Source organism: Rectinema subterraneum, from assembly GCA_009768935.1.
Taxonomy (GTDB): Bacteria; Spirochaetota; Spirochaetia; order Treponematales; family Rectinemataceae; genus Rectinema; species Rectinema subterraneum.
On sequence record WESA01000103.1, the window covers coordinates 1 to 2,502 of the forward strand.

General features: G+C 59.6%; 2 protein-coding genes. Both read left to right on the plus strand.

What is annotated here, in order from left to right:
- Position 1 precedes the first annotated feature (1 nt).
- Positions 2–1,039 (plus strand): type II glyceraldehyde-3-phosphate dehydrogenase, encoded by a 1,038-nt coding sequence (locus GAP13_RS12925; RefSeq protein ID WP_158908702.1) that lies wholly within the window; start codon positions 2–4, stop codon positions 1,037–1,039.
- 87 nt (positions 1,040–1,126) lie between these two features.
- The gene (locus tag GAP13_RS12930; RefSeq protein WP_158908703.1) at positions 1,127–2,476 is read left to right on the plus strand and encodes a phosphoglycerate kinase; all 1,350 of its coding nucleotides are present in this window, start codon (positions 1,127–1,129) and stop codon (positions 2,474–2,476) included.
- Positions 2,477–2,502: the final 26 nt, after the last annotated feature.

Genomic DNA, 2,502 nt, shown 5'->3' on the forward strand with positions numbered 1-2,502 from the left:
TATGGCAAAAGTGAAAGTTGGCGTAGCAGGATATGGCGTCATTGGTCAGCGATTGGCAGATGGTGTGGCGTTGCAGGGCGACATGGAGCTTGTCGGCGTCGCGGATGTCGCGGTGACGCTTTCGGTGCGCGCACTGCGCGAGAAGGGCATGCCCTACAAGTTCTTTCTTGCCGCACCCGAGAAGCGCGAAGAATTCGACAAAGCAGGCATCCCGGTTTCCGGCACGCTCGAAGACCTTGTGCAGCAAGTCGATGTCATGCTCGATGCCACGAGCGCCGGAGTGGGCGCCAAAAACCGGCTGCTCTATGAGAAATACGGCAAGAAAGCGATTTTCCAGGGCGGCGAGAAGAACTCGGTTGCGGATGTGTTTTTCCATGGTTACGCGAACTACGAAAAAGGCATCGGCGCACAGTTCCTCAAGCTGACCAGCTGCAACACGACGGGCCTCATCCGCGCGGTGGACTGCATCGATCGCAAGGTAGGCGTGGAGAAAGTAGCCATTACCATTATCCGCCGCGTGGCGGACCCCGGCGACTACCATCGCGGGCTCACGAATGCCCTCCAGATTGACAAGGCTCCGAGCCACCAGGCGCTCGACCTCATGACCATCATGCCCCATGTCGATGCCACCGGCATCCTTGTGCACACCCCCGTGACCCACGGCCACATCATCACCGTCGTTGCAACGCCCAAAAAATCGGTGACCCCGGAAAATGTCATCGAATTCTTCCGCGAGCATCCGCGTATCCGTGTTGTTTCCATTGCCGAAGGATTCTTGGGCAACGCGAGCCTCTTCCGGTATGCGCGCGACCTCGGCAACCCCCGCGGCGACATGTACGAAATCGCAGCCTGGGAAGATACAGTCGTCATGAGCGGTAAGGATGTGATGTTCGCGATCAATGTGCCCCAGGAAGCGGTGGTTATCCCCGAAAACATGGACGCAGTCCGTGCCTGCATGCGCATGCAGCTCGACCGCATTGAGGCGACGGATACGACGAACCGGTATCTGGGTATCGGCAAGTGGCGCAATCCAGGCTGAGCGCCGTCGTGGTGGGCGCCTCATATCTGCAAATATCTCTGTGTGCGGCGCCTCACCCAGTCTACTTTTTTTCAATGGAGGTGTCCCATGCAAGGCCCACGCCTGAAAATCCGCCCCGTCACCGAGCTTGAGCTGCACGGCAAAACCGTCATCTTCAGGCCCGACATCAATTCCCCTATCGACCCCACAACCAAGCGCATTGTCAACACGAACCGGATCGAAAAGACCGTGCCGACCCTCAACCTCATGCTCGAACGCGGCGCAAAAGTCGCGCTCATCGCACATCAGGGCGATACCCTGGATTACCAGAACCTCATCCCGCTCGCGGAGCACGCGGAGATTCTCTCGCGCCTGTCGGGACATCGCGTGTCCTACATCGATGATGTCTGCGGGCCAGCGGCGCAAGCCGCAGTCAAAGCGCTGTCTCCGGGAGAAGCTGTCATTCTCGGCAATTTGCGCTACCTCGCCGAAGAGATCAGCACCTTCGAAACCGTGGTCAAGCTCACCGCGGAGGAGATGACCCAGACCTGGCTTGTCCGAAGCCTCGCTCCGCTTGCCGACTACTACGTGAACGACGCCTTCGCTGCCGCGCACCGAAACGCACCCTCGATGGTCGCATTCCAGGAAATACTGCCCACCGCCGGCGGGATCCAGCTCATGGAGGAATATACCGCGCTCAAGTCAGTTATGGAGAACCCGCGGCGGCCCTGCGTGTATGTGCTGGGTGGAGCCAAGATTTCCGATGCGTTTGACATGATGCGCAAGGTGCTGACCGACGGGAGCGCTGACTATATCCTCACCGCGGGCGTCACCGGTATCGTGATGCACATTGCGCGCGGCGTGGATTTTGGCCCAACAATCACGAAATTTCTAGCCGACCGCGCCCTCGACACCTTTATACCCGAAGCAAAATCGCTGCTTAAGGAGTTTAGCAGCCACTATGTGCTGCCGGTCGACTTTGCCTATGACGCGAATGTGGGGCAGGGCGCGCCGTCTTCGGCACAAGCAGGCACAAAGCCCGGCCAGAGCACGTCGCACAATTCCAAGCCAGTCCGTGCCGAGGCGCCCGTCGGCTCGCTCCCCAAAGACCGGCTTCTGCCCGATGTGGGCCGCCAGACCATCGAGCTTTTCAAAGAATACATTGGCAAGGCCGGCTCGATCTTTGTGAACGGCCCGGCAGGCATGTACGAACACGAGCCCTGGTCGGATGGCACACGCGAAATCTGGCAAGCCATCGCGGACGCGCCTGGCTATACCGTAATCGGCGGCGGCGACACCATCACCGCGGCAACGCGCTTTACCGACCTTTCAAAATATGGCTATGTCTGCACAGGTGGCGGCGCGATGGTGCGCTTCCTTGCAGGCAAGCGCCTGCCGCTTATCGAAGCGATGGAGCGCGCCTTCGAGCGCAATCTGCAAGCTCCGCTCCGAAGGTAGGTTGCGAGCAGAATTGTGAGCCCGGG

Excerpts from the sequence above, each read along its gene's own strand:
- GAP13_RS12925 (WP_158908702.1), top strand. The coding sequence starts at position 2 with ATGGCAAAAGTGAAAGTTGGCGTAGCAGGATATGGCGTCATTGGTCAG.
- GAP13_RS12930 (WP_158908703.1), top strand. The coding sequence starts at position 1,127 with ATGCAAGGCCCACGCCTGAAAATCCGCCCCGTCACCGAGCTTGAGCTG.